This window comes from Microbacterium sp. VKM Ac-2923 (assembly GCF_022815605.1).
GTDB lineage: Bacteria > Actinomycetota > Actinomycetes > Actinomycetales > Microbacteriaceae > Microbacterium.
Genome location: NZ_JALGRP010000002.1, coordinates 547,744 through 569,341, shown reverse-complemented (window position 1 = coordinate 569,341; position 21,598 = coordinate 547,744). Strand labels below are relative to the sequence as shown.

Genomic DNA, 21,598 nt, shown 5'->3' with positions numbered 1-21,598 from the left:
TCAGCGAGCCTTGTTGGCCCGCGCCCTTCGAACGAAGCTCATGATGAGCACGGCCAGCAGGCATCCGAACGCCACGGGAGGCGTGACGAGGACCAGCAGACTCACGACGGGCCAGACGCCCGAGGTCATGTCGGCGTTCGCCGTCGAGCCGATGATGATGGAGAAGAAGCACACGAGAGCCAGCACGAGCAGCCCGAGCGACATGAACGCCAGGATGCGGTCGATGCGGCGGACCGGAACGTCGTCGCCCGGCGTGCTGCTGCCGGAGGTGCGGGTGCTCATCGGGCTCAGCCTACCGCCTGGCGGTGGTGCCGTAGGCTGGAAGACCGGGATCCGATCGGGTCCTACGTTCCGCTGCGCGATCGCGCACATACTCAGCGAGGTGTCCATGCCCACCGGCAAGGTCAGGTTCTACGACGACGAGAAGGGCTTCGGCTTCATCAGCACCGATGACGGCCAGGACGTGTTCCTGCACGCCACGGCTCTGCCCGCCGGAACCCCCGGACCCAAGGCCGGGACACGACTGGAGTTCGGTGTCGCCGACGGCAAGCGGGGTCTGCAGGCTCTGTCCGTGCGCGTGCTCGACGCGCCGGTGAGCCTGTCGAAGCGCTCTCGCAAGCCCGCGGACGACATGGCGATCATCGTCGAAGACCTCGTGAAGCTCCTCGACGGCATCGGCGGCGACCTGCGCCGCGGCCGCTACCCCAGCGGTCCGCACGCGCAGAAGATCGCGGCCGTGCTGCGCAAGGTCGCTGATGACTTCGAAGCCTGAGCAGGCCGTCGATGAGCGCTTGACCGGCGCCCACGACCTGGCGCTCGCCGCCCTGAATGAGATCACGCCCGCCGACACCGTCGGCCCCGCGGCCGGGTACGCGGCCGAAGACGACGGCGCCGTCTCCTTGCGTTTCCACACCCGCCTGTCGGGATACCCGGGCTGGTACTGGACGGTGAGCCTTGCCGTCGTCGAGGACTCCGAGCCGACGGTGCTCGAGATCGAACTGCTGCCCGGAGACGGTGCCCTCCTGGCGCCTGACTGGGTGCCGTGGGCGACTCGCCTGGCCGACTATCAGGCGGCGCAGGTGGCTGCGGCCGTCGTCGACATCGATGAAGACGACGACCTCGACGACGACGACGACGACTCCGACGACGACCTCGACGACGACGACTCCGACGAGTCGGATGACGACGACGAACCCAAGGCTCGCTTCCATGCCGGCGATCTCGACGGCGTCGACATCGACGAGCTCGACGCCGACCACTCCGACGCGGACGACGAGGGTGACGACGACGATGCGGACGACGACGCGGATGATGACGACGACGCCGATGACGACGTGGACGGGGATGCCGAGGGCGATGAGTCCGACCTCGACGACGACGATCACGACGAAGGCGACCGTAGCTACTGACACGAACGACTAAGGCCGTCCCGCTCGATGCGGGACGGCCTTCGTCGTGTCGGGCGTCAGGCGCCGGGGAGGTGTTCGATCGTGTAGTCGATCGCGCCGATGAGACGGCGGACGTCGGCCGGCTCGATCGAGACGAACGTCGCGACGCGCAGCTGGTTGCGCCCGAGCTTGCGGTAGGGCTCGGTGTCGACGATGCCGTTCGCGCGGAGGCTCTTGGCGATCGCGGCCGCGTCGATGCTCTCGTCGAAGTCGATGGTGACCACCACGGGGGAGCGGTCGGCCGGATCGGCGACGAAGGGGGTCGCGACGGCGCTGGCGTCGGCCCAGTCGTACAGCGCGGACGACGACTCGGCCGTGCGCGCGCCGGCCCACGACAGGCCGCCGTTGTCGAGGATCCACCCGAGCTGCTCGTCGAGCAGGAGCAGGGTCGACAGCGCCGGGGTGTTCAGCGTCTGCTCGAGGCGGGAGTTGTCGACGGCGTTCTTCAGGCTGAGGAACTCGGGGATGTAGCGATCGGATGCCGCGATGCGCTCGATGCGCTCGATGGCGGCCGGCGACACCGCGGCGTACCAGAGCCCGCCGTCGGAGCCGAGGTTCTTCTGCGGCGCGAAGTAGTACACGTCGGCCTGCGTCACGTCGAAGTCGATTCCGCCCGCGGCGCTCGTGGCGTCGATGACGGTGAGCGCACCGGCATCCGCGCGGACGCGCTCGACGGGGGCGGAGACGCCGGTCGAGGTCTCGTTGTGCGGCCAGGCGTAGACATCGATGCCGTCGACGGCCTCAGCCATCGTGCGGGTGCCCGGCTCGGCCTTGCGCACGTCGGGAGCCTGCAGCCACGGGGCGGCGGCGGCGGCGGCGAACTTGCCGCCGAACTCACCGAAGACGAGGTTCTGGCTGCGGTTCTCGATGAGTCCGAAGGCCGCGGCATCCCAGAAGGCGGTCGATCCGCCGTTGCCCAAGATGATCTCGTAGCCGTCCGGTAGGCGGAACAGCTGCGACAGACGCTCGCGGGTGCTGGCGACGAGGTTCTTCACCGGCGCCTGTCGGTGCGAGGTTCCGAGAATCGACGCCCCGCGGGTGACGAGGGCCTCGAGCTGCGCACCGCGCACCTTCGAGGGGCCGCACCCGAAGCGGCCGTCGGCGGGCAGGAGATCGGTGGGGAGTTCCACGTGCGGCATGGGACCGATTCTAGGGTCCTCGTCCCGACCGCCCCGCGCTCATGTCCGAGGGGGTCGGTAGGCTGGGAGGACTTGCCGCGCGACATCGAGGACACCTGAATGACCGACTTGATCGACACCACCGAGATGTATCTGCGCACGATCCTCGAACTCGAAGAGGAGAAGATCGTGCCGCTGCGCGCGCGCATCTCCGAGCGTCTGGGCCACTCCGGACCCACGGTCTCCCAGACGGTGGGCCGTATGGAGCGCGACGGTCTCGTCGTCGTCTCGGAGGACCGCCGGCTCGAGCTCACCGACGCCGGCCGGCAGAAGGCCGTCGACGTCATGCGCAAGCATCGTCTCGCCGAGCGTCTCCTCAGCGATGTCATCGGACTCGACTGGGCCTACGTGCACGACGAGGCCTGTCGCTGGGAGCACGTCATGAGCGAGCAGGTCGAGCGGCGTCTGGTCGAACTGCTCGGCCACCCCACGGAGTCGCCGTACGGCAACCCCATCCCCGGTCTCGACCAGCTCGGCGACGCCGCCAGCGCCACCTTCGACGACGGTGTGGTGGGTCTGGTGCGAAAGCTGACCGGCGCGGGTGGACCTATCACCGGCACGATCCGGCGCCTGGCCGAGCCCGCGCAGGTCGACCCCGAGCTGCTGCAGCAGCTGAAGGCCGCCGGCGTGCTGCCCGGCAAGCGGGGCGACTACCGCTTCAACGAGGGCTACGTCCTGGTGCAGATGGACGGCGTCGACGAGGGTCTCGAGTTGCCCGTCGAAGTGGCGTCGCACATCTTCCTCGTCGCCGAGGACTGAGCGCGGGCTCGATCTCACCCGGGACTTCACTGGGGGGCCTGACCGAAGCGTGACTTGTTCGTTATCTTCAGGTAGCCTCAGAGGGTCCACAGGCTGGAAGCCCGCCGTCGGACCCCTCGCATTTTGCCTCACCGGCTCGTCGTCTGCAGAGGGTCGAACCCGCACATCGTGCCCCCATCATCGAGTGCTGACGAGCCAGCGTCCCCGAAGACGCAGAGGCGCCGGAGGAACTTTGGCTGAACACAACGATCCCGCTGCGGGCCTACCCGAGGTTCCCGCGACGGGTCCCACCCGAAAGAGCGCGCGCGCGGCCGTCGCCCGAACGACGAACCGCCCCCCTCGCATCGCGGCCGTCCCGGTCGCCCGCGCTACGGCCGCGCCGGTGGCGCGCTCCATCCCCGCACCCCGCCCGTCCTCGCCTCGTCGTTTCGGCAAGCCGTTGCGCAGCGCCGTCATCCTGTCGATGGTGGCGGGTCTCGTGGCCACGGTTGCCATCCCGGCCTATGCGGCCACCATGCCCGCCGCCGAGACCATGACGCTGCAGCAGATGTCGGCCGCCGACAACCAGTCGCTGGTCGTCGCATCCGACGCCACTGCCGAGACGCTCGACCGCAGCAGCTACTCCGCCACCACCGCGGACGAGATCAAGAAGAAGAAGGACGAAGAAGCCGCCGCCGTCGCTGCGGCTGCCGCCGCGGAGCGCGCACGCCAGGCGGCATCCACCGCCAGCACCTCCGTCTCGTCGGTCGACCTCACCATGACCGCGCCCGGCTCGGGCGAGGTGCGCTGGCCCCTGACCAGCTACGTCCTCGGCCGTGGACTGTGGGATTCCGGTTATCACCAGGGTGTGGACCTTCTCGCCCCCGGTGGTCAGCCGATCTTCGCCGCCGCCGCGGGTGTCGTGAGCATCTCGCAGGAGAGCTACGGCGGGTACGGCGTCGCGATCGTCCTCGAGCACGTCATCAACGGCCAGAAGGTGTCGACCACCTACGGTCACATGACCTACGGCAGCCGAGTGGTGCAGGCGGGACAGACCGTCGCCGCGGGCCAGCTCATCGGCCTCGTCGGCTCGACCGGCAGCTCGACCGCCAACCACCTGCACTTCGAAGTGCACATCAACGGTTCGGTCGTCGACCCCTACGCCTGGCTGCAGCAGAACGCGGGCTGATCCCCTTTTCAGACGGCGTGCCGGAGGACATCGTTCTCCGACACGCCGTCTTCTGTTCGCCCTCCCGCCCGACCCCGGGCGTGTCGTCGTGGGTTAGCCTGTCAACGACGTCGGAAGAACCGGAGGGAACGCCGATGAACGCCAGTCCGCGCATCCGCACCATGGATGCGCTCGGGCTGCTCGTTCTTCGGCATCGTGAGTTCGGATGCCGCGGCCTCGCCGTGGATTCGAAGGCGCTGTCTGCCTAGACAGCGCCTTTTTCATACCCCCTTCGCGCCTGCCGTCGCCGCGAGTCGAACATCCGAGAAGCCGTCTCGGCCATTCGAGAGGAGACGTACATGCGCACACTGGTGCTCAACGCGGGCTACGAGCCCCTCGCCGTCGTGTCGTTCAAGCGGGCGCTCGTGCTCGTGATGAACGAGAAGGCCGTCGTCGTCGAACGCATCGAGGAGGACCCCGTCTGGGCCGCCGCCGGCACGTACGATCGCCCGGCGGTGATCATCCTGACCCGCTACGTACGGGTGCCGGGTGCGCGTCGGGTGCCGGTGACCCGCCGCGGCGTGCTCCGCCGGGACGGTCACCGCTGCGGATACTGCGGAAAGGCGGCGACGACGATCGATCACGTGCTGCCGCGATCACGCGGGGGGAAGGACACGTGGGAGAACCTCGTGGCCTGCTGCCTCGCCTGCAACAACATCAAGGGCGATCGCACGCCGCAGGAGATGCGGTGGGAGCTGCGACTCGTGCCCGCCCCGCCGCACGGCTCGTCGTGGACGGTGCGCGGGGTCGACAAGAGCGACCCGCGGTGGGAGCCGTACCTGGCTCTCGCGGCCTGACGGCGGCCGTCGGGTCCGGGTCGGCTCGGCCCGTCGACCTGGCGGCCCGTCGGCCCGTCGACCTGGCGGGCCGTCGACCTGGCGGGCCGTCGACCCGGCGGGCCTTCGGCCTGGCGTAAGGAAGAGCGATCTGCGGGCTCGACGTCGTGCAGTGAGGTGCGTCGTGCTGCTCGTCGGGTGCGCGCATCGCGATGTCGGAGGTCGATCGTATCTTCGACCCACAGGGATTGAGGGAATAGAACACATGTTCTAACCTGTGGGAGTGAGGGCGATCATGCGAGACCAGGTACAGGCCGTACCCGACATCCATGCGCTGCGCGATCGCCTCGAGCGTATGCAGGGGCGTCGGATGGACGCCGCCGTGCTGCCGACGCATCCGGCCTTCTCGTCGCTGCTCCCGGGCGGAGGGCTTCGCTCCGGCTCGGCCTACGCCCTTGCACGCTCCGCGTCGCTGCTGCTGGCCCTCATGGCGCGGCCCTCGCAAGACGGCGCATGGTGCGGGGTGATCGGCATGCCCGAACTGGGGGCCGAAGCAGCCGAGAAGTACGGTCTCGACCTCGACCGGCTCGTCTTCATCCCCGATCCGGGACCGCGATGGCTCGCGGTGACAGCGACGATCACCGAGGTGCTGCCGGTCGTGGCCGTCCGCCCGCCGATGGGCTCCACGGCGGCACGCGGGGGAGCCGAGACCACGCGTCTCGCTGCACGTCTGCGCGACCGTGGATCGGTTCTGCTCGTGCAGGGCGCGTGGCCGCAGGCCGAAGCCGTCATCGACGTCGCCGACCCGCAGTGGTCGGGGCTCGGGCAAGGGCACGGGTACCTCGCCGGTCGTGAACTGACGGTCTCGGTCAGCAGTCGGCGCTCGCCGAACGCCCGACGTGCGCGCATGCTTTTGCCGGCCGCAGACGGGTCGATCGAGCTGCTGGGTGCACCCGCCGAGCGTCTCGTGCCGCGTGAACGCGATATCTACCCGGTGCCGGTTTACCCCGTACGGGCGGTGAGTTGATGCAGGCACCCACCCGCAGTCTCGTGCTGTGGTTCCCCGACTGGCCGATCACGGCGTTCGCGAACGAGGCCGTCACCCCTCCTCGACCGGATGCCGCGGTGGCGGTCTTCGCCAACAACATCGTCGTGGCCTGCTCGTGGGCCGCCCGGGCGCAGGGCGTGCGTCGCGGTCAGAAGCGTCGAGATGCGCAGGCGCTATGCCCGGCGCTGCAGGTCGTGCCCGCCGATCCCGTGCGCGATGCGCGGGCTTTCGCCCCCGTCCTCGCACGCGTCGAAGAGCACGCTCCCGGCGTGCAGGTGGTGCGACCGGGACTGTGCGCGCTCAAAGCGCGGGGTCCCGCCCGGTACTACGGGGGAGAGCTCGAGGCCGCGCGCATGCTCATCCGCAGGCTCGACGACGAGGGATTCGGTGACGTACGGGCGAGTGTCGCCGATGGGGTCTTCACCGCCGAGCAGGCGGCGCGGTCGGCGCGCATCGACGATCCCGTGCGCATCGTGGAGCCGGGGGAGGCCGGCGCCTTTCTGGCGCCCCTGTCGGTGGCCACACTCGACGACGACGAGTTCGGGAGCCTGCTCTCACGCCTCGGCGTGCACACGTTGGGCGATCTGGCTGCGCTCCCGGTCGAGCGGGTGCGCGAGCGTTTCGGCCCCCGGGGGGTGCGACTGCACGCCCTGTCGGGAGGGCTCGACTCGCAACAGGTGCAGCCGCGCACGCCTCCGCCCGAGTTGCACCGCGACGTGGCCTTCGAACCCCCGCTCGAACTCGCCGATCAGATCGCCTTCGGGGTACGCGTGGCGGCAGAGGAGTTCATCACTCGATTGGGTGCGCACGACCTCGTCTGCACCGAACTGCGCGTCGTCCTCACGGGCGAACGGGCCGAGCGCAGCGAACGCGTCTGGCTGCATCCGGGGTCGTTCGACGCCGGCGCCGTGGTCGACCGGGTGCGCTGGCAGCTCGCCGAAGACGCGCAGGGAATCTTCGGCAGCGGTGTCGCCGGTGTGCGCATCGAACCCGAAGCCGTCGACGCCGCAGCCCATCACGCCAGGGGACTCTTCGGCGCCGGTCCCGATGAACGCGTGCATCACGCATTGTCGCGCGTGCAGGCCATGCTGGGTCATCGCGCCGTGGTGACGCCTGTCGTCGGCGGCGGGCGATGGCTCGCCGAGCGACAGGTGAACGTGCCGTGGGGCGATCGAGCCGTCACAGCGAAGGACCGCGCGCGGCCGTGGCCCGGCAGCCTCCCCGACCCCCTGCCTGCCACCGTCTATCCCGAACCTCGCGTGGTGGGCGTGACCGACATCGCCGGCGCCCCCGTCACGGTGGGCGCGCGCGATGTGCTGAGCGCGCCTCCCGCGATGCTCGAGACGGCTGGCCAGCGTCGCCGTATCCGTGAATGGGCGGGCCCCTGGCCGATCAGCGAGCGCGGATGGGACCCGCTGCGGGCACGCCGGGCGCACCGATTCCAGGTGATCGATGCCGAGGGCGGCGCATGGCTGCTGCTGGTCGAAGAGGGCGAGTGGCGGGCGGAGGGACGGTATGACTGAGCACTCGGGCATGCGCCGCACGGTCTCGCTCGACGGGGCGGGGGCGCGCTGATGGGATGGGCCAACCCACCGGTGAAGTGGTCCGAGCTCGAACGACTGCTGAGCGACGCCCGCCGACCGACCGGAGCACCGCCCAACGGTGATGGCGGCGACAGCCCCGCCTGGTCGCACAAGCGCGGTGCCTACGTACCGCCGTCGATCGAGCGACCGGCCGACACGGTCCCCTATGCCGAACTGCACACGCATTCGTCGTACTCGTTCCTCGACGGGGCCTCCTCGCCCGAGGAGCTCGTCGAAGAGGCCGAGCGCCTGGGCCTGCATGCCCTCGCGCTCACGGACCACGACGGTTTCTACGGCATCGTGCGCTTCGCCGAAGCGGCCGAGGCCCGCACGGTGAAGACCGTGTTCGGTGCGGAGTTGTCACTGGGGCTCACCAGCCCGCAGAACGGCGAGGCGGATCCCGAGGGATCGCATCTGCTCGTGCTCGCCCGACGAGAAGAGGGCTATCACCGTCTCGCCGCCGCGATCACCCACGCGCAGCTCACCGGCGCCGAGAAGGGGCGCCCCGTCTACGACCTCGCAGACCTCGCCGAACGGGCCGGCGGTCCCCGGGATCCGCACTGGGCGGTGCTCACCGGATGCCGAAAGGGGGCGGTGCGGCAGGCGCTGGCATCCGAGGGGCCGGGGGGAGCTGCTCGAGAGCTCGACACCCTCGTCGATCTGTTCGGCACCGAGGCCGTGTACGTCGAACTGATGGACCAGGGCGACCCGCTCGACTCCCGTCGCAACGACGTGCTGGCGGCGCTCGCCGCCGAACGGGGGCTGCCGACCCTCGCCACCAACAACGTGCACTACGCGGCTCCGCAGAAGGAACTGCTCGCCGCCGCTGTGGCCGCGGTGCGGGCGAACCGGGGTCTCGACGAACTCGACGGGTGGCTGCCCGCCCACGCCGGCGCGCACCTGCGATCGGGTATCGAGATGGCGACACGGTTCGCTCGTTACCCGGGGGCGGTCGCGCGCACCGTGACGCTCGCCGACGAGATCGCCTTCCCGTTGCGTCGAGCCAAGCCCGCGCTTCCGAAACAGAAGGTTCCCGAGGGGCACACGCCCATGTCGTGGTTGCGGCACCTGGTGTGGGAGGCCGTGCCCCGCAAGTACCCGAATCTCTCCGACGACGACCGGCGCCGGATCGAGCGGGAGCTCGGCGTCATCGAGATGAAGGACTTCCCGGGGTACTTCCTCATCGTCTACGGCATCGTCGCCGAGGCGCGGCGTCGCGGCATCCTGTGCCAGGGGCGCGGGTCGGCCGCCAACAGCGCGGTCTGCTTCCTGCTCGACATCACCGCGGTCGACTCGATCTTCTACAAGCTGCCGTTCGAGCGGTTCCTGTCGAGCCTGCGCGATGAGGAGCCCGATATCGACGTCGACTTCGATTCCGACCGCCGCGAAGAGATCATCCAGTGGGTCTACGGCGAATACGGCAGGGAGCGTGCGGCGCAGGTGGCGAACGTCATCCAGTACCGCCCCAAGAACGCCGTGCGCGACATGGCCCGGGCACTCGGGCACTCACCCGGTCAACAAGACGCCTGGTCGAAGCAGGTCGAACGGTGGGGGGCGACGCTGGAGACCGGGGCCGATCACGACATCCCCGATCAGGTCATCGAGTTCGCGTCCGAGCTGTTGAAGGCGCCGCGACACCTCGGCATCCACTCCGGGGGCATGGTGCTCACCGATCGCCCGGTGGGGGAGGTCGTGCCCATCGAGCACGCGCGGATGGAGAACCGCACGGTGATCCAGTGGGACAAAGACGACGCCGCGTGGATGGGGCTGGTGAAGTTCGATCTGCTGGGGCTCGGCATGCTGGCCGCGCTGCAGTACTGCTTCGACCTGATCCGAGATGCCACGGGCGAGGAGTGGGAGCTGTCGACTCTCCCCAAAGAAGAGAAGGCCGTGTACGACATGCTCTGCCGCGCCGATTCGATCGGGGTGTTCCAGGTGGAGTCGCGGGCGCAGATGGGGCTTCTCCCACGTCTACAGCCGCGGAAGTTCTACGACCTGGTCGTGCAGATCGCCCTCATCCGCCCCGGGCCCATCCAGGGTGGCGCGGTGCATCCCTTCGTCCGGCGCAAGCTCGGCCAAGAGAAGGTCACCTACGTGCACCCCAAGCTCGAGCCGGTGCTGGAACGCACGATGGGGGTGCCGGTGTTCCAGGAGCAGCTCATGCAGATGGCCGTCGCCATCGGCAACTGCTCCGCCGAAGACGCCGACCTGCTGCGGCGTGCCATGGGATCCAAGCGGGGCTTGGAGCGCATCGATTCGCTGCGCGAGACGCTGTACGCCGGCATGGCCGAGAACGGTCTCGTCGGACAGGTCGCCGACGACCTGTACGCCAAGATCCAGGCGTTCGCGAACTTCGGGTTCGCCGAGTCGCACTCGCTGTCGTTCGCTCTGCTCGTCTACGCGAGTTCCTGGATCAAGCTGCACTATCCCGCGGCGTTCCTCGCCGGCCTGCTGCGGGCTCAACCCATGGGCTTCTACTCGCCCGCGACCCTCACCGCCGACGCTCGGCGGCACGGCGTGGTGGTGCGCCGGCCCGACCTGTTGCGGTCGGGGGTCGAGGCCACGCTCGAGATGGTCGACACGACGGCACCCGAAGGGGGACGGGCGGATGCCGGCGAAGCCACGCCCGCAGCGGAGCAGCGACGAGGCAAGGGGGCGCCGACCGGGCTCGACGCGTGCGCGGACGCGCAGCAGCCGCCGACCGGCGACTTCGACCCGACGGAGCCCGACGAGACCCTGGCGCATCGCCGCGACGGTGGATTCGTCGTGCGGCTCGGGCTGGCCGGGGTCACCGGCATCGGTACGAAAGTGGCCGAGCGCATCGTCGCCGAACGCGAGCGCGGCGGCGCGTATCGCGATCTTCGCGACCTCGTGCGTCGCACCGGACTGATCACGGCGCAGCTCGAAGCGCTGGCGACAGCGGGGGCCTTCGAGTGTCTCGGTCACACGCGACGCGAGGCGATATGGATGTCGGGCTCGGCGGCACTGGACCGCCCCGAGTTCCTTCCCGATTCGCTCGTCGCCGTGCAGCCGCCGTTATTCACCGATCCGTCGAGCTATGAGATCCTCGCATCCGATCTCTGGGCGACGGGTCTCTCGGCCGACGACCACCCGCTCACCCACTTCCGATCCGCGCTCGACGCGCGCGGCGTGATCACCTCGCGGGAGCTCCGCACGTTCGAGACCGATAGGCGCGTGGAGGTGGCAGGACTCGTCACCCATCGCCAGCGGCCGGCCACGGCATCGGGCATCACGTTCCTCAATCTCGAAGACGAGCACGGACTCATGAACATCATCTGCTCGGTGGGGGTGTGGAACAGATATCGCCGGGTCGCACGAGAGTCGCCCGCTCTGATCGTGCGCGGCATGCTCGAACGTTCGGTGGAGGGCGTGACCAACGTGGTCGCCGACGCTTTCACCGACCTGCGCGTCGGAGTCGCCCATGCGTCACGGGATTTCCGGTGAGGATCGACGGTATGACGCAACGTCCGGCCGGTGTGCGCAACTCCGACACCCGCCCCTCGATTCGAGCGAAGGGCGTGCGGCAAGATGGCGGCAGGCCGCGGGGGCGCCTCTCGTCTTCTGCGGCCGCATCCGTCTCGCGTCGAAGGAGCCGCCAGATGTCACTGCCGAAGAAGTGGCGCTCACGCGTCATCGCCGTGCTCGCCGCGATCGCGGTCGTCGCCCCGGTCTCGGTTGCCAGCAGCCCGTCATTCGCGGAAATCTCCTCGTCCACCACACGAACCATCGACGGGCTCGACGCGGCCGTCGCATACAGCGGCTCGTGGCGCACGACGTCGAACCGCGCCGACTTCAACGGCTCCGTCCAGTACGCGAACGCCGCCACCGCATCGTTCTCGCACGCTTTCGTCGGCACGGGTATCCGCATCCACGGACGCCGGACGCCCCTGAGCGGAATCAGCGAGATCCGCGTGGACGGCGTCCTTCTGGCGCGTGTCGACGCCTACGCGCCGACGAACGTGTTCAACACGATCCTGTGGGAGCGGAGTGGCCTCGCTCTGGGCCCCCACACGCTGACGGTGACCGTGACCGGCCAGAAGTCCGCTGCGGCCCAGAACACGAACGTGACGTTGGACGCTCTCACCGTCATCTCCGACGCCTCGACCCCGAGCCCGACGCCGGTTCCGACGCCCACCCCGACGCCGACCTCGACCCCTACGCCCACGCCGACCTCGACCCCGACGCCGACCTCGACCCCGACGCCGACCTCGACCCCGACGCCCACGCCGAGCCCGCCCCCGACCCCGACCCCGACGCCCGGTCCCGTCGACATTCCCCCTCCGATTGCCGAGTGGAGGTTCGACGAGGCCGCACCGCCGTTCCGCACGACCGTCGGAGACCTCCCGCTTCAGCAAGCGGGCTCCGTGCGTGCGACGACGGTCGCCACGCCGTTCGGCCGGGGGGTCACCCTGCCCGGCAAGAGCTTTCTGCGACTTCATCGGGACGCGGTCGGGCGACTCAACGTCGGAGCCGGGAGCGGAACGGTCACCGTCGCGTCGTGGGTGCTGATGACCGACGACAACGCCGGTTTCGTCGCGGGCATGTGGTCGGAGGCGAAGGCCGACCCTCGAAGGTCGTACGGACTCTTCTACGACCTCTCCACCTACGGCGGCGACGAGCGCGGTAACTTCCACGTGTCACGCACGGGAGGCCCCACACCCGGCCAGCCGTTCTCCCTCGACTACTCCGCGTCCGGGCAGACCTTCACGCGTCATGTTTGGCAGCTGCACGTCGGCACCTACGACGGTCAGCAGGCGGTGTCCTACCTCGACGGCACGGCCGTGCCATACGGACCCATCAAGGACAAGTTCGGCAACACCTATGTCAAGAACCCCTACCCCTATCCCGACGGGTTGAACCCGAACCCCGCCGAGTTCACCGTCGGCGCCGTGCAGATGGCGTCGACCCTCGGCAACTATGCCGAGGGGACGTTCGCTCGCGTCCGGGTGTGGGACCGAGCGCTCACCGCCGCACAGGTCCGTGCCCTGTACGAGAGCGAACGACCTCCAGCGCCCTGACGATCGGGTCGAGGCCCCTGCCCTCGTTAGACTCGGGCCATCTCGCCGGTTCCGCACCAGACAGGGGAACGACATGACCGACACACCCACTCCGCCCGACGGCTGGTACCCCGACCCTGCGGGCGGTGGCGGCCTCCGCCGTTGGGACGGCACGACGTGGACCGACGAGGTGCGCCCCGTCGACGGCAGCGGCCCGACCGCCGCGCACGAGCACAACGACGCCGACAGCGCCGAGTCTCCGGCACTCGCCTCCGACCCCACCGCCGCCTACGAGGGCGACCGTGCGGCCGAGGCGCACGACGGCGGTGCTCTGCTCACCCCGTCGACGCCGGGTGCCTCGGTTGACGAGCACGACGCCTCGCCCTCGGTCGCCGCGGCGTACGGCGCCGGTGACTTCGACACGCCGTCGACGCCGGGTGCGTCGTCGTCTCACAGCGAGGAGCCGGCGGCGGACGCCGAATCGCCCGCACGCTCTGAGCCCTACGGGTCGGCCGAGTCGCCCGCGGCCCCGACCCCGGCCGTTGAGCCGGCTGCCGCACCGCCCGTCGACGCGGACACGACGCGCGCCTCCGAGCACCGTGCGGCTGTCGACGTGTCGGGACCCCCTGCCTCGTCCGCCACCCCCGCCGCCGATGTCGCCCCGACGGCCGGTGCCGCCTCGACCACCGGTGCCGCCGCCGATGCCGCGGTGGCAGGTGCGCCGTCCGCGTCGTCGACCAGCAACCCCGTCGCGCCCGCTCCGAGGTTCCCGGCAGCCCCCGCGTATCCCGGCGTGCCGGCCTCGACGACGTCCGGAGCCCCGGCCTACCCGGGAACCGCGTCCGGTGGACTCGGTGCGTACCCGGGTGCCCCGGCGGTCGGACACAGCGCCGTTCTCCATCGCGACATCCCCACGAATACGGTGTGGATCTGGCTCCTGGTCGCGCTGCCCCTGGTGGGCGTGCTCAGCCTTTTCGTCTTCGACTGGGGCTCGTTCATTCGTGAATCGGTGTACAGCAGCATGTACGCCGACCCCCTCGCGACTCCGTCGATGGCCGGCACGGTGCTCACGGCGGTGTCGTCCATCCTGAGTCTCGTGCTGTCGGCCGCCACGGTGCTTTTCGCCTTCCTCGACTGGCGTCAGCTCCGAGCTCGCGGGATCGAGCGACCCTTCCACTGGGCGTGGAGCTTCTTCGTGCTCGCGATCGGCAGCGGAATCGTCTACATCATCGGGCGCAGCGTCATCGTGCGCCGCCAGACGGGGAAGGGGCTCGCCCCGCTGTGGGCCGCCATCGGCGTCACCGTGCTGACCTGGATCCTCGCGAGCATCTGGGTCGTCGTGCTGCTGACGCAGCTCTTCGCGGTGGTCCAGGAGTTGCAGTACAGCTACGGGTATTGAGGTCGGAGCGCCCGGGGTCGCGCGGCGCATCCGTCGCGACCCCGCGGTGACGGCCCGGTCGGCTGCGGCGTCGGCTGTGGCGCCCGGCTGTGGCGCACGGCGCACGGCGCACGGCGCGCCGCGCACGCCGCACGGCGCACGGCATCTGTGCCGATGACGTCCGATGACGCCGTATCTCGCCGCGTGACGCGATCGGCCGTGCCCCTCGCTGGCGCGCATACGCTCCGGGAACCGGCGCCAGACGCCGACGACGCCGGGGAGGCCGCTCATGTCCGCACCGTCCATCGCTCAGCAGATCGATGACTTCACCACGGGTTTCGACGCGCAGATCGGGGACCGCCTGGCCGGGGTCTTCGCTGGTGAGCAGACCGATCTGCGCAGCGCCGGCGTTCCCGACGCGGCGCTCGGCATCGGCGATACGGCCCCCGACGCGGTCCTCGTCGAGGTCGACGGGACGACGAAGACGTTCTCGGCGGCGAGGGGTGGGGCTGCGACCGTCGTCGTGTTCTACCGCGGCGCGTGGTGCCCGTACTGCAACATCACTCTGCGCTCCTACCAGGAGACGCTGGTTCCGGCTCTGCGCGAGCGCGGTGTGGGGCTGATCGCCGTGTCGCCGCAGACGCCCGACGGGTCGGCGCAGAGCACGACGAACGGATCCCTTGATTTCCGGGTGCTGTCCGATCCCGGGAACGTCCTCGCGGAGAAGTTCGGCATCGTCACCGAGCCCAGCGCCGCCGCGCGTGCAGCGCACACGGATCTCGGCTTCGACGTGGCCGACAGCAACGCCGACGACACCGCGCGGGTGCCGTTCCCGTCCGCGTACGTCATCGACGAGACGGGCGTCGTCCGTTTCGCCGACGTGCACGTCGACTACACCACGCGCACCGAGTCCGAAGAGATCATCGCCGCTCTCGACCGGCTCCCCGCAACGTAGGACCGACCAGGAGGGTGCGCCCCCAGAGGACCAGCAGGGTGCGCGCCCCTCAGCTCGCCGTCGTCCGGCGCACCGCGACGATTACATCGAGCAGGGCGTGCGCGGTGTCGTCCTTCGACCCGGATGCCGTGGCGACGACGTCTCCGTCGCGCCCGACGATCGTGAGGGCATTGTCGACGGTCTCGAAACCCTGGGCCCAGCCGACCGCGTTCGCCGCGAGCAGGTCGACGCCCTTTCGCGCCGCTTTCACCCGGGCGCGCTCGCGCAGTTCCTCGTCGTCGGCCACCGTCTCGGCGGCGAAAGCGACGATGGTCTGACCGACGCGGCGGCGAGCCACCAAGCCCGCCACGATGTCACGGTTCTCGACGAGCTCGAGGGTCAGGCCGCCGGGGGAGTCCTGTTTGCGGAGTTTGTGGTCGGCGACCGCGGCGACGGAGTAGTCGGCGACGGCCGCGGCCATGACGATCACGTCGGCGCCGGGGGCCACGGCATCCATCGTCCTTCCGAGGTCGTCGGCGGTGCCCGCGGCGATCACCTCGACCCGCGGATCCGGTCGGACGTCGGCGTCGAGGTGTGCGGCGACGAGCGTGACGTCCGCGCCGCGGTCGGCGGCGGCGCGCGCGATGGCGACACCCTGGCGTCCGCTCGAGCGGTTGCCGATGAAGCGCACCGGATCGATCGGCTCCCGCGTGCCACCGGCGCTGACGACGATCGACAGGCCCGCCAGGTCGCGCGGACGCTCGACGAGGGCCAGGGCGGCGGCGACGATCTCCTCGGGTTCCGACATGCGTCCGGGTCCCGAGTCTCCGCCCGTCAGCACGCCGTCGGCGGGGCCGACCACGTGCACCCCACGGGCGCGGAGCACCCGCATGTTGTGCGCGGTCGCCGGATGCCGCCACATCTCAGTGTGCATCGCCGGGGCGACCACCACCGGCGCGGTCGTGGCGAGCAGCGTCGTGCCGAGCAGATCGGATGCCAGGCCCGCGGCCATCGCGGCGAGGGTGTTGGCGGTGGCGGGGGCGACGATGACCAGATCGGCCGACTGACCCAGGGCGACGTGCCGCACCCGCGCGACGTCGTCGTGCACCGACGTCGTGACCGGGTTGCGACTGAGGGCTTCCCACGTCGGCAGTCCGACGAAGCGCAGGGCGTCTTCGGTGGGGATGACGTGCACGTCGTGTCCCGCCTTCACGAGCAGCCGCACGAGGCTGACTGTCTTGTACGCGGCGATGCCGCCGGTCACTCCCACCACGACGAACATGGGCCCAGTCTTCCAGGTCGACGAGGCGGCCGGGGAGAGCCCCCACCGACACCTCCCACGGGTAGCGTGGACGGAATGTGCACGGTCGTGATCGACGTTCCGGAGACCGCGGGGAAGCCCGTGCGGCTCCTCGCCGTCCGCGACGAGGAGCGTGACCGCCCATGGCGCGGCCTCGGGCCGTGGTGGCCGGAGCGCGCCGGCATCCTGGGCGTCCGCGACGACCGCGCGGGCGGCGCCTGGCTCGCGGTCGATGCCGAAGCCGGACGGCTGGCCGTGCTGCTCAACCGGCAGGACCTGTCCTCTCGCTCCGACGACGAGGTCGTCAGCCGCGGCGGCATCCCGCTCGATGCGGTGGGAGCCGGCATCCCGGAGCGTCCGAGCACGCGGGGATTCAACCTCGTCGAGGTGGATGCCGACGGAGCCCACCTCGTGGAGTGGGACGGCCTCGCGGCCCGCCGCACACGGATCGCGCCCGGCACCCACATGGTCGCCCACCACGCGGTCGACGATCCGGCGACCCCGCGGATCGGGCGATGGCTCGACGACTTCCGGCGCGCGGGCATCGGACGCGGCGACGACTGGTGGATGCCGTGGCTCGACGTCGTCGCGCACGCGACGATCGACCCGTCGGCGTCGGTGTTGCGGCGAGACGCGCACGACGGTCATATGCTCGAGTCGCTGCTGCTGTGCGTGGCGACCGTGGGCCCCGACGGCGTCGACGTGCGTCAGGCGACCCCCGCCGAGCCCGGTCGCTGGGACGACGGGCTCATCGAGGGGCTGCGTCATGGCATCCCCGGCATGGGCGATGCAACGGCCCGTGGCGCCGCCGATCCGGCATCCGAGGGGTCGACTCCCGCGCAGTAGGCTGGTGGCATCCCGCCTTCGTAGCTCAGGGGATAGAGCGCCGCACTCCTAACGCGGGCGTCGCAGGTTCGAATCCTGTCGGGGGCACATTTTTTTGCCGGCGTCGGGCGGTGTTCGCGCCGGGTACAGGCCGGAAGCGAGCCACATGTCCGGAGCGGCAGCGCCGAGGTGTCGCAGTCTCCGGGCGACGAGCGCCCGAGCCGTACTCGCGGTGTCGAGCGGCTGGCCGTCGGGTACGCGGAGGCGGCGACAGCGGTGGTGGGACCGACTCGGTGGCGGATTGTTCATCCTGGCGCTTGGGCGTACGGGGTGACCGGACAGGGAGCCGTTTCCGGTACGTCCGATCGGACGCCGATACGGGACGGCTCGCTCGCCAGGAATGACGCGGGTGGCCTGCGACGTGATGGAGGCTTCGTCCTGTCGCGGTGAGCGATCCTCATTCGGACACTGCTCTCACGGGGCTTGCAACACGACGAACCTCCGGATCTTGGGGCCTCACCGGTAGCTTGCACATGTGGGTTACTCGTTCCTCGTGCGCTTCGCCCTTATCGGGTCCGGTTGGGATGTTGACGAAGATCAACTGACCTTGATGACGCATGGATCTGAAGAACTCTGGATCGATGCGAACGGCCCCCTGCGAACAGCTACTCACTTCGTTCTCCGCGGTACCGAGTACGACACATACAACGCAGCGCAGCAGGCGGGCGAACGCGCCTTCGCCGCGCTCCGAATCAGTCTCATCAAGACTCACAGCCCCGCTGACTTCCACGCACGCAAATTCATGGGCCAGTCGTCAGAGGAGGCTCTGGCACTCATGCAGGCCGCTGGTGACACTCAGTGGGAAGCGGACGGCTCCCATCCCCCACGCCCGGTGATCACGAACGAGAACCCGGGAGTGGTCGTGCATCCGTCCGACGAGTTCTGGCTCGTTATGCGTGGGTCTGCGACCGGCGTTGCCGTCAAAGGTGCTTCGGCTCTGGCCGATGAGTTCGCGCCCGCAATGGAGTTCGCACGAGCTGACAAAGCAGCCGATCTGGCGTTCGACCTTTGGACCGCTGCAGGCCTGATGCCCTCTGGGGACTCACGATTCCTCACGCTCGTCAACGCCGTGGAAGCACTCGCTGAGCAACGGCCGATCGAGGGCGAAGAACTGGCAGCGCTCAACGATCTGCGATCCAAGGTCAAGACGATGGATGTCGAACCAGCGGTCAAAGATTCACTTCTCGGCAGGTTGGTGAGGAGGGAGGGTGTTGGGTTGGCACACCGTCGCCTGCTGTCCACGTTGTCAGGCAGGCTCTACGACGGTAAGTCCGCCCCGGACTTCTACAGACGGATCTATGACATGAGAAGCCGGCTTACGCACGCCGATGACGCTCCGACCCATCAGGACGTCGCCGCGGTGACGAATGAGTTAGGCACTCTCGTACGCGACTTGATCATGCGCCGATACGGCGCGACTCGAGATCCTGGCTGAGCCGGGCGTGGCGCCGATGCCGCGACACCCCGCGACCAGGGTTCTGCTCGCGTACGGAGACGCGCGCGTACCCGATCGTGGCCACGCGCACAGCGCAACGCGAACGCCGCCTCTGTTTGAGAGATTGCCGACACGAGTTATGAGACGGGATGCGCCGGTGGGGGCGGGCCGTTTCGGAGTCTCCCACGAACGGTCGTTCATGACTTGCCAGACTCGAACACGGCGAGCGGGCACGACCTCCACCGCTGCCCCGCCACTCCCCCCAGCCTGAGTAGCAGGGGCTGCAAGCCCTGCGGTGCCGAAAGGCCGCTACGGTCACGGCGTGGATAGCGCAACGACCGGCCTCATTAGCGTCATCGTCGGTGCCGTGACCTCCCTCGTGGCCTCGGTGTTGTGCCCTGGATTCGCGACGAACTGGATAGGCGCAGGGTGACGCGCAGTCAAATTGCAGCGGAGCGCAGGCAGTGGCTCATGGCCTCTCTCACTGCTCTCCTCGAATACCGCCAGGCAGGCGGGTCCAGAGCAGTCATCGAGGCCGACCCCGGTGCGCGGGGAGCTGCGCAAGCGCGGTTCGCGACAGCTCTCAACGGACTCACCGTCCGACTGACCCCAGACGAACAGCCAATCCTTGACGTGCTGATGGCGATCTTCGTGATGGTTCAGCGTCCCCGCCCCGGAATCGAAGAATTGGTTGGTGAGGCTATGCTCGTTCTCACGTTGTGGGCGCGAGGCGATGTGGACACAGCAGACGTCATTCAAGAGGTAGAGCAGCGAGCCGGCGTTACATTCTCGAAAGACCGTCGGAGCGTCTCCCCGTGGTGCCGTCCACCGCTTCGTAGGGTCGCATGTGCGGCCGATTCGCCAACGACGCTCCACGGTGGCGCTACCCAGGTCCTTCTCAGGCGGTGGGTCTGACGGGAGATCTCACCTTCGCGCCGTCTGGCCGGTATCGTTCCAGCGTGCCGGCCGATACCCCTGAAGCGCCCGCGTTTCGTGGCCTACATATGCCCTTGCCAGGCCAGGTTCGCATGACAGGCATGACACGCACTGCGAACGGAGAACTGACTGTCGATGGCTGGGAGGTACGGATCGAGCTTTGGCCTATGTGGCTCAGACTCGCCGAGGAGTCCGCCGCGAGCAGCTCAGCAGCGCGGTTCACGAACCCGGGGCCGGACGACAGGAAAAGGTTCGATGCCGACCTCGTAGACGAGCTGCGTCACGCCATGACTGCAATTTCCGCGGCAGCATTCACACTCGAGGCGTTCACGGCATCACTCCTAGACACCGAGCCGGCTGTGCGGCCACCTGAACCACGTAAGGACCAACGGACCCCCCAGCACAAGAAGGTCGCGGAGGCCTGGGGGCGGGCATTTCAGCTAAGTAGTGCGGACCTTTGCGCCGCGCGTACCGATTTGAAGCAGATTTTTCATCTGCGCAACCAAGCGGTGCATGTGAAAAGCGAGTTCGTGACTCCCGGCATGAACGATTATTTCCAGGTTGCGCTCCACCCGCTGTTCCTGTGGTTCAGTCATGGGAATGCGACGGCCACAGTTCAGAGGACACGAAATCTGTTGACTCAAGCAATAAGAACGCCCAGGGAACGGCATGAGTCGATCGTGAGATGGGCGAGCGCTCAACTCCCACTGCTTCAGCCGTAGGGCGGCGAAGTACGAAAAGGTTTCACTTCACCGAGCCGCCACGGCTCCCACCCTCGAGCGGCAGCAGGCCATTCGCTCGAACCGCGATGCACACTCTCGGCCCTTGCGCGCGCAATGATCTAGTGTCTGCCACATGGAATGGTGGGCTGGTTGGTGGGACAGTGTCGCCGCTTTCTTCGGTTACGACTCATGGCAGTGGGGAAGCGCTGCGGATTGGTTTGCGGCAATCGGCACGGTAGGCGCTCTGCTGCTGGGGCTCGAACTACTACGTCGTGAGCGGCAACGAGAACGACTTCGGCAGGCGAACGAGCTCATCTCGTGGATAGAGCCGATCGAAGGGAAACCTGCGGCCACCGTGCACGTTTACAACGCGGGATCTCAGCCGATCCCCTACGCGATGCTGGTCGTCGATTACGTCGGGGATCGGCTGTGGAAGACACAGTTGCGCGGTGAAAACGGTGAGCATGTCATCCCTCCCGGACACACACGCGTCGGCGGGCTCGTGCTGGCGGCCGGAATGGGTGTACGTGGGGTTTGGCTCCAGTTTTCGGACACTCACGGGGCCGTATGGACTCGCGACCTCCAGAAGGGCAAATACATCCGCGGGAGAGCGAAAAAAGCCCTCAAACGCGAGGATCGAATCGAAATTTAGTACCCGCAACTCCGCTCTGATTGTGCCCGCCGAATATGGGGCGCAGATCCGTGCCGAGGAGAATGAACCGAGGAAAGCCTGTGCGGTCAGAGTTTCGTCTCAAGAGCGGCAGCGGCGGTCCCCGCGATGAGGACTTCACCGAGCTCCGTGTTCTTACCGATTCGACCCTCGTTCTTCATGTCGTCGACGATCTACTTCGCCTCAGCCGTGAGTTAAGCGTCAGTGGAAAATCGCATCGCACGCGCACGTTCCGCGGGCGTGAGAGGTCGATCCTGGAGCTGCATCTGAGGGCGCTCGTACATGAGCTTGTTCTCGACACTCCGTCGACGACGAGGCAGA

General features: G+C 68.8%; 17 protein-coding genes and 1 tRNA gene. 15 read left to right on the top strand and 3 right to left on the bottom strand.

The features are described from left to right. The gene (locus MT347_RS05880) at positions 1 to 282 is read right to left on the bottom strand and encodes a multidrug ABC transporter ATPase (RefSeq protein ID WP_243499006.1); all 282 of its coding nucleotides are present in this window, start codon (positions 280 to 282) and stop codon (positions 1 to 3) included. Positions 283 to 388: 106 nt separating this feature from the next. Between MT347_RS05880 and MT347_RS05875 the strand changes: the two genes are divergently transcribed. Beyond that, entirely contained in the window at positions 389 to 772 is a 384-nt protein-coding gene (locus MT347_RS05875) for a cold-shock protein (RefSeq protein WP_243499077.1), read from the top strand. Continuing rightward, the gene (locus MT347_RS05870; protein WP_243499004.1) at positions 756 to 1,409 is read left to right on the top strand and encodes a DUF3027 domain-containing protein; all 654 of its coding nucleotides are present in this window, start codon (positions 756 to 758) and stop codon (positions 1,407 to 1,409) included. The genes MT347_RS05875 and MT347_RS05870 overlap by 17 nt, the downstream gene beginning before the upstream one ends. 56 nt (positions 1,410 to 1,465) lie before the next feature. On the opposite strand, the gene serC is transcribed toward MT347_RS05870, so the two are convergent. Beyond that, on the bottom strand, positions 1,466 to 2,587 hold the full coding sequence (serC, locus tag MT347_RS05865) for a phosphoserine transaminase (RefSeq protein ID WP_243499002.1): 1,122 nt from the start codon (positions 2,585 to 2,587) through the stop codon (positions 1,466 to 1,468). 99 nt (positions 2,588 to 2,686) lie between these two features. Between serC and MT347_RS05860 the strand changes: the two genes are divergently transcribed. The 9 genes from MT347_RS05860 to MT347_RS05820 all read left to right on the top strand — a co-directional run bounded on the left by MT347_RS05860 (position 2,687) and on the right by MT347_RS05820 (position 15,350). Beyond that, positions 2,687 to 3,385, top strand: a complete 699-nt coding sequence (locus MT347_RS05860) for a metal-dependent transcriptional regulator (RefSeq protein ID WP_243498985.1) — start codon at positions 2,687 to 2,689, stop codon at positions 3,383 to 3,385. A gap of 382 nt (positions 3,386 to 3,767) precedes the next feature. After that, positions 3,768 to 4,553, top strand: coding sequence for a M23 family metallopeptidase (locus tag MT347_RS05855; RefSeq protein ID WP_243498983.1), 786 nt, complete (start codon positions 3,768 to 3,770; stop codon positions 4,551 to 4,553). A gap of 338 nt (positions 4,554 to 4,891) precedes the next feature. Next, positions 4,892 to 5,389 carry an HNH endonuclease gene (locus MT347_RS05850; protein WP_243498981.1) on the top strand — a complete coding sequence of 166 codons (498 nt, stop codon included), beginning with the start codon at positions 4,892 to 4,894 and terminating at the stop codon, positions 5,387 to 5,389. Between the two features lie 274 nt (positions 5,390 to 5,663). Further along, complete coding sequence (locus tag MT347_RS05845; protein ID WP_243498979.1) at positions 5,664 to 6,395, top strand: hypothetical protein; 732 nt, start codon at positions 5,664 to 5,666, stop codon at positions 6,393 to 6,395. Next, positions 6,395 to 7,939, top strand: a complete 1,545-nt coding sequence (locus tag MT347_RS05840; RefSeq protein WP_243498977.1) for a DNA polymerase Y family protein — start codon at positions 6,395 to 6,397, stop codon at positions 7,937 to 7,939. The genes MT347_RS05845 and MT347_RS05840 overlap by 1 nt, the downstream gene beginning before the upstream one ends. Before the next feature lie 51 nt (positions 7,940 to 7,990). Further along, the gene (locus MT347_RS05835) at positions 7,991 to 11,464 is read left to right on the top strand and encodes an error-prone DNA polymerase (RefSeq protein WP_243498975.1); all 3,474 of its coding nucleotides are present in this window, start codon (positions 7,991 to 7,993) and stop codon (positions 11,462 to 11,464) included. A gap of 155 nt (positions 11,465 to 11,619) precedes the next feature. Beyond that, positions 11,620 to 13,038, top strand: coding sequence for a LamG domain-containing protein (locus MT347_RS05830; protein ID WP_243498973.1), 1,419 nt, complete (start codon positions 11,620 to 11,622; stop codon positions 13,036 to 13,038). A gap of 73 nt (positions 13,039 to 13,111) precedes the next feature. Continuing rightward, positions 13,112 to 14,416 carry a DUF2510 domain-containing protein gene (locus MT347_RS05825; protein WP_243498971.1) on the top strand — a complete coding sequence of 435 codons (1,305 nt, stop codon included), beginning with the start codon at positions 13,112 to 13,114 and terminating at the stop codon, positions 14,414 to 14,416. Between the two features lie 268 nt (positions 14,417 to 14,684). Beyond that, the gene (locus tag MT347_RS05820) at positions 14,685 to 15,350 is read left to right on the top strand and encodes a peroxiredoxin-like family protein (protein WP_243498969.1); all 666 of its coding nucleotides are present in this window, start codon (positions 14,685 to 14,687) and stop codon (positions 15,348 to 15,350) included. 49 nt (positions 15,351 to 15,399) lie between these two features. Here the strand turns inward: MT347_RS05820 and coaBC are convergent, their stop codons facing one another. After that, complete coding sequence (gene coaBC / locus MT347_RS05815; protein WP_243498967.1) at positions 15,400 to 16,611, bottom strand: bifunctional phosphopantothenoylcysteine decarboxylase/phosphopantothenate--cysteine ligase CoaBC; 1,212 nt, start codon at positions 16,609 to 16,611, stop codon at positions 15,400 to 15,402. 75 nt (positions 16,612 to 16,686) lie between these two features. Between coaBC and MT347_RS05810 the strand changes: the two genes are divergently transcribed. The 4 genes from MT347_RS05810 (at position 16,687) to MT347_RS05795 (ending at position 21,259) form a co-directional block, all read left to right on the top strand. After that, positions 16,687 to 17,475 carry an NRDE family protein gene (locus MT347_RS05810; protein WP_243498965.1) on the top strand — a complete coding sequence of 263 codons (789 nt, stop codon included), beginning with the start codon at positions 16,687 to 16,689 and terminating at the stop codon, positions 17,473 to 17,475. Between the two features lie 14 nt (positions 17,476 to 17,489). Continuing rightward, a tRNA-Arg gene (locus MT347_RS05805) sits at positions 17,490 to 17,562 on the top strand. A gap of 427 nt (positions 17,563 to 17,989) precedes the next feature. Continuing rightward, complete coding sequence (locus MT347_RS05800) at positions 17,990 to 18,949, top strand: hypothetical protein (RefSeq protein ID WP_243498963.1); 960 nt, start codon at positions 17,990 to 17,992, stop codon at positions 18,947 to 18,949. Between the two features lie 1,791 nt (positions 18,950 to 20,740). After that, complete coding sequence (locus MT347_RS05795) at positions 20,741 to 21,259, top strand: hypothetical protein (protein WP_243498961.1); 519 nt, start codon at positions 20,741 to 20,743, stop codon at positions 21,257 to 21,259. The last annotated feature ends 339 nt before the right edge of the window (positions 21,260 to 21,598 follow it).

Coding starts and splice junctions, on each gene's coding strand:
- MT347_RS05830 (WP_243498973.1), top strand. CDS start 11,620: ATGTCACTGCCGAAGAAGTGGCGCTCACGCGTCATCGCCGTGCTCGCC.
- MT347_RS05825 (WP_243498971.1), top strand. CDS start 13,112: ATGACCGACACACCCACTCCGCCCGACGGCTGGTACCCCGACCCTGCG.
- MT347_RS05875 (WP_243499077.1), top strand. CDS start 389: ATGCCCACCGGCAAGGTCAGGTTCTACGACGACGAGAAGGGCTTCGGC.
- MT347_RS05835 (WP_243498975.1), top strand. CDS start 7,991: ATGGGATGGGCCAACCCACCGGTGAAGTGGTCCGAGCTCGAACGACTG.
- MT347_RS05850 (WP_243498981.1), top strand. CDS start 4,892: ATGCGCACACTGGTGCTCAACGCGGGCTACGAGCCCCTCGCCGTCGTG.
- MT347_RS05810 (WP_243498965.1), top strand. CDS start 16,687: ATGTGCACGGTCGTGATCGACGTTCCGGAGACCGCGGGGAAGCCCGTG.
- MT347_RS05860 (WP_243498985.1), top strand. CDS start 2,687: ATGACCGACTTGATCGACACCACCGAGATGTATCTGCGCACGATCCTC.
- MT347_RS05820 (WP_243498969.1), top strand. CDS start 14,685: ATGTCCGCACCGTCCATCGCTCAGCAGATCGATGACTTCACCACGGGT.
- MT347_RS05870 (WP_243499004.1), top strand. CDS start 756: ATGACTTCGAAGCCTGAGCAGGCCGTCGATGAGCGCTTGACCGGCGCC.
- MT347_RS05845 (WP_243498979.1), top strand. CDS start 5,664: ATGCGAGACCAGGTACAGGCCGTACCCGACATCCATGCGCTGCGCGAT.
- MT347_RS05880 (WP_243499006.1), bottom strand. CDS start 282: ATGAGCACCCGCACCTCCGGCAGCAGCACGCCGGGCGACGACGTTCCG.
- MT347_RS05840 (WP_243498977.1), top strand. CDS start 6,395: ATGCAGGCACCCACCCGCAGTCTCGTGCTGTGGTTCCCCGACTGGCCG.
- coaBC (WP_243498967.1), bottom strand. CDS start 16,611: ATGTTCGTCGTGGTGGGAGTGACCGGCGGCATCGCCGCGTACAAGACA.
- MT347_RS05795 (WP_243498961.1), top strand. CDS start 20,741: ATGGAATGGTGGGCTGGTTGGTGGGACAGTGTCGCCGCTTTCTTCGGT.
- serC (WP_243499002.1), bottom strand. CDS start 2,587: ATGCCGCACGTGGAACTCCCCACCGATCTCCTGCCCGCCGACGGCCGC.